This window comes from Desulfoplanes sp. (genome assembly GCF_054921335.1).
On the sequence record NZ_JBUDSQ010000130.1, the window covers coordinates 1 to 4,465 of the forward strand.

The following is a 4,465-nucleotide window of genomic DNA, read 5'->3' on the forward strand; positions in this document are numbered from 1 at the left end:
AGACCATTCTGGGAAGGGTCACCAGACAGGTTGGTAGCGATTCGTGGGAGATAGCCGTTAAAAACCCCTGGGATACCACACACCCCGTGGCAGTCCTCGCCCCGGGATTGAAGCGGCCTGTTCTCTCCCCGAATCTGTTTCGCGTGGAAAAAGAAACCGGGGAGGCCGTGACCACGGCCAACCCCGGTCTGAACTACGTACTCCGGGCCGATCATCCTGACCTTGCCCCCCACTTCTTTCTGGAACAACGCCGGGAAGACCAGGATACTGTTTAACGAGTCCGCTTTCTGGCTGCTGTGCGCACCCTGTAGAGACGCTCGGTAAAGCCGCCTTCCCGGGTAAAGTCGTTGGCAAGCCTCTCGACCTGCCGGTCGAGGAGATAACAGGCCAAGTTCAAAAGGCTCAGGGCAGCGTTGGCCACCAGACAGGAATACGGCAACGATGTGGTATGCACGGACTCACACGGACTGGCACCGACCCGCACGGACCGTGAACTTGCCATGTCCGTGTCAGTGTCAGTCCGTGGCAGTCCGTGGCTGTCCGTGCAACCCCCTCCTTTCTCGGCCCCAGCCCATGCCTGCACCTCCTGCAGACTCGCACACCGCCTCGCCTTGAACCGCTCCAGCGCCGGGTGCCCTGTCGGCCATTGCGGCAGTCCCCTTTGACGCAGAAAATCCTCGTAATCGAGCCGCAACTCCTCAAGGCTGGCCCGGGCCACATTGGTCAGCTTGAGCTCCATCTTCCTGGATGTTCCCGATGCCTGGGAGCCTTCAGCGATATTCTGCACCCCGGACCGGGCCGCCTGGACCATCTGATCCCGGGTCCGGCTGAAGCGATCCACATAGAGCTCACAAAAACGCACCGTGACATCATAGGCCAGCTGGGCGATCTGAAAGCTTTTCAGGTTGCGGTAGCCGCCGTGCTTGGGGACAAGTTCCTCGTGAAAAGGCATGGTTTATTCCTTTTTTGTAATGGACTCACACGGGCTGACACGGATTACACAGACTCACACGGACAGTCACAGACTCACACCAGACTGTGTCGCCCAAGTGTCCGTGTCAGTCCATGTTCGTCCGTGCCCGTCCGTGTAATCCGTGCCCGTCCGTGTAGTCATTTGGCCAACCCGGCAAAAAACAGCTCCCAAAAGGGGTCCTTGTCCGGCTCCTTAAGCACCTGCCCGGTACCGTTCCTTACCAGCGTGTTTTCCTTCAAGTCGGCATCGAATCTTCCCAGAACCATGCTTTCTATGCCTGCCTTGCGCCACTCGCTTTGCACCCTGTCCACGGCTTTCGGCTCGACAGCGGCCAGCAGGGTTCCTTCGCTGATGGCCTGCCAGGGGTCGAAATCCAGGACCCGGGCCAGGGCGGCGATGTCTTCGGGCAGTTCAATAGCATCGAAATCCACGTCCACATGTATCCCGGAGGCGGCAGACATTTCCCAGAGTCCTCCCAGGACCCCGCCTTCGGTGGCATCGTGCATGGCGTGCACGCCCCCGGCGGCAAAGGCTGTAAGGGCATCCTTGACCACGGTGATCTGATCGACCCGGCCTTTCAGGGAAGCGAGCATGTCTGCGGAAAGCTCCCGGGCAAGCTGCTCCTGATACACGATGGCGAGCAGGGCCGCGGCCTCGATGCACGGTCCCTTGGTCATCAGGATCGTATCGCCGTCTCTGGACCCGCCCGGTGAGATCCATGCATCCTTATCTGCCGTTCCCCAGACGGTCACCCCGCCGATTGTCGGCACGGTCACGGCCCCGTACCATCCGGTATGGCCGCCCACAACGGCGATGCCGAGCTCTTCGGCAGCACGGGAGATGCTGGTAATGATGGTTCGCGCGTCCGACTCGGGGGTACTCGGGGGAAGCAGCAGGGTGTAGGTCATGAATTCCGGCCTGATTCCAGTAACCGCCACGTCGCTGGCCCCGATATGCACGGTGAACCACCCCATGATATCCAGGGGCAATCCCGGGGCGGGAAAGATGGGGTCTTCGGCAATGGCCATGACCCGCCCGTCGGATGTTTCCAGAACAGCGGCATCCAAACCGGGGCCGGGGCCGACCAGCACACGATCACTCGGGGCACCCAAGGCCCCCTGCACCAGGGCATCCAACCGGGAAGGGCTCGGCTTGCCCACCAGATTACTCACGATGCACCGGCCTGCCGAGTTCGGCCTCCACATCGGCCACCTTGCCCTCCAGCCGGTCCACGCTCCCCTTGCGGTCATCGATGGTGATGGAGGTGATCACCCGGCCAGCCTGTTCCATCATCAGATTGTGGCATTGCATGATCACCCGCATGACCTCGTCCTGATCCCCCTCGATGGTCGTCTGCATAGTCCCGAGCTTGTACTTCAGGCCGGATGCTTCGATCACTTCGATAACCGCCGCGATATGTTTCCTGAATTCTCCGCCTACCCCCACGGGCAACACTGAAAAACCTGCGAGCATGGCTGACCTCCTTGTTGATTGATACGGTGGGTATACAACACCTTCACGTTTTCTTTCCATCTTCATGGGACCGCAACGGTTTACCACCCGCAAACAGGGCTGGCAATTGATTGGTCGCCTGGAACACGACAGATTCGGTCTCATCTGGGTACCTGAACTTTCATGGCCGGCTCACCCCGTTCCGGTCGGTTTGACTGTCTGACCGAGCCAGGCCTCGTTCACCAGGTCGTTGCCTGACATCGCCCAAAACGTACTGTTTTCATTGAGCAACGGTTTGGTGTTACGAGGCCGTCGAGGGAGTTTCAAACCGATCGGAACGGGGTGAGCCGAGCGTGAGAACACATCACGCTTGGCGTCTGAAACAGGAAAAGCCCGCCAACAGGGCGGGCTTTTCAATCACCAGGGGAGGTGGGAGGAATTATCGCTTCATCTGAATCAGGACATTGAGCATTTCATCGGTTGTCGTGATGGTCTTGCTGTTGGCCTGGTATCCCTTCTGGGTGGTGATCATGCTCACAAACTCCGTGGCCAGGTCCACATTGGACTGCTCCAGGGAATTGGAGGCAATGGCCCCCTTGCCGCTGGCATTGGCCATTCCGGTGAGCGGCGGTCCGGAGGAGCGGGTCTCGGAGAAGAGGTTGCCGCCCTCGCGGTACAGGGAATACTGATCATTGAAGTCGGCCAGGGTCAGGGCGTAGAGTTCCAGAACCTGCCCGTTGGAATAGCTGCCGGTCAGAATCCCGTCCCGATCCACGGACACACCCTGGAGAAACCCGGCCGTATAGCCGTCCTGGGACTGGAACAGGGTGGTCGAACCGGTGTTGTAGGATGTGGTCGCCAGGGCGGAGCGAGATACTCCCGCCATGCCCGGGATGTTCGCCCAATTGGTCCCAACAGCTGACGCATCGGCAGTCGAAGGGTCCCAATCCGAGGTCGAATTCTTGACCCCGAAATTGATCTCGATATTTTTGGCTGCATCTTGGTTTGTGGCCGAGGCATCGTCCTCCTGCAGAAAATTTGCGGTGCAGATCGGATAGCCGTCTGAAGAAATTTCCGCCGGCGTCCAGTTCGCAAGGTTCTTGGAATCGTTGGTAGTCGTAGTCTCTGGTAACGTGAATGCCGAACTATTGGTAAGTTCCCCCGCCGCATTAAAGGTCAGGGTGCCGACCATGAGCACCCCGGCCCCTTCGGTGCCCGAAAGGGGATAATCAGCACCACCATCATTCAAGGTCCTTCCATCTTCGGAAGGCGGAATGGTGACCATGTACTCCCAGAGCTGATTGCCGCCCGCGGCGCTCGTGACAGTGTCGTCCTTCACCGGATCGAAATATATGGTCATGTTGTGTGCGCTGCCGTTCTGATCATAGGTCTTGATGGTCGACTGGTAGCTGTACATGCTGTCACCAATGGGCTCATCCTGGGTGGCATCCCAATTGGAAAACATGGCGAACATCGGATTGGTAGTGTCGATGGACTTATCCGTACTCTGGGAATCCAGGTTGGTCATGACATCGACTTTGGACGTCGCCTGGGGCGGGGACTGAAAATTGTCCAGCACGATATCCGTGGGCACCCCCTCGATCCGGGCGGAAGAGCTTTCCGTTGTGGTGGAGGTGGCCGCAATGGGATTGGTATCATTCTGCACCTTCCATCCCTGGACCGCATACCCGTGGGGATCGGTCAGCCTGCCGTCGGCGTCGAACCGAAAATTTCCGGCCCGGGTATAATATTGGACACCTTCGCCCGGAGGGGAGACCACGAAAAAGCCCTTGCCTCCTATGGCCAGATCCGTGGCCTCGGTGGTTGTTTCAAGCGACCCCTGGGCAAAATCGGCCATTACTGTTCCCACCTGCACACCGCGGCCGATCTGGCCGGTGCCGGCGGCCGTTGTGGTGGCCTGGCTCATGGCATCCTCGAAATGGAGCCGTGACCCCTTGAAGCCGACCGTACTGACATTGGCGATGTTGTTGCCGATGACGGTCATGGATTCTCCGTGGGCCTTGAGGCCGCTGGTTCCCG

At 59.2% G+C, this 4,465-nt stretch carries 4 protein-coding genes and 1 pseudogene; 1 reads left to right on the plus strand and 4 read right to left on the minus strand.

Going from position 1 to position 4,465, the window contains the following annotated elements; all coding sequences use genetic code 11:
* Positions 1–275, plus strand: a pseudogene (locus tag ACY692_RS14220) (hypothetical protein); the annotation flags it as partial.
* Here the strand turns inward: ACY692_RS14220 and ACY692_RS14225 are convergent.
* The 4 genes from ACY692_RS14225 to ACY692_RS14240 form a co-directional block, all read right to left on the minus strand.
* Positions 272–952 carry a four helix bundle suffix domain-containing protein gene (locus tag ACY692_RS14225; protein ID WP_462326041.1) on the minus strand — a complete coding sequence of 227 codons (681 nt, stop codon included), beginning with the start codon at positions 950–952 and terminating at the stop codon, positions 272–274. The pseudogene ACY692_RS14220 and the gene ACY692_RS14225 overlap by 4 nt on opposite strands.
* Positions 953–1,110: 158 nt before the next feature.
* Positions 1,111–2,145, minus strand: coding sequence for an AIR synthase family protein (locus ACY692_RS14230; protein WP_462326042.1), 1,035 nt, complete (start codon positions 2,143–2,145; stop codon positions 1,111–1,113).
* A complete protein-coding gene (locus ACY692_RS14235) occupies positions 2,138–2,446 on the minus strand; it encodes an MTH1187 family thiamine-binding protein (protein ID WP_462326043.1) in 309 nt (102 codons plus the stop codon). Before ACY692_RS14235 ends, ACY692_RS14230 begins: the two co-directional genes overlap by 8 nt.
* Positions 2,447–2,864: 418 nt before the next feature.
* Positions 2,865–4,465: flagellar hook protein FlgE (locus tag ACY692_RS14240; RefSeq protein WP_462326044.1), on the minus strand; the 1,601-nt coding region annotated here is incomplete at its 5' end.